At 46.5% G+C, this 325-nt stretch carries 1 protein-coding gene; it reads right to left on the bottom strand.

Translation table 11 applies throughout. The annotated features are described in order from the left end of the window. Positions 1-48: 48 nt before the first annotated feature. Positions 49-325 (bottom strand): twin-arginine translocase subunit TatC (locus tag AB4496_RS29655; protein WP_372133723.1); only part of this gene is annotated, 277 nt, incomplete at its 5' end.

Raw genomic sequence — 325 nt, 5'->3', positions numbered from 1 at the left:
GTGTCATGTTTGCTGAAGGACTCTAGCAATTATACTCTTACAGCAGAATCAAGATTCAGCTTCTTCCTCTTCATCCGCATCTGGCTTACGCACATAGAAACGTGCGAAGAACAGACCGATCTCAAACAGAATACACATTGGAATCGCCAACAGTGTCTGCGAGATCATATCGGGAGGTGTCAGCATCATACCGACGATAAAAGCACCGACAACAATGTACGGACGCTTTTCAGACAGAGCCTTAGGCGTTGTCGCCCCCGTCCAACATAACAAGATAATCGCTACTGGTACTTCAAAGGCAATACCAAAAGCAAAGAACAGCGCG

Source organism: Vibrio sp. 10N.222.46.A1, assembly GCF_041473595.1.
GTDB lineage: Bacteria > Pseudomonadota > Gammaproteobacteria > Enterobacterales > Vibrionaceae > Vibrio > Vibrio tasmaniensis_A.
Note: the sequence above shows the minus strand (reverse complement) of the source record. Positions and strands in the feature narration are given on the sequence as shown.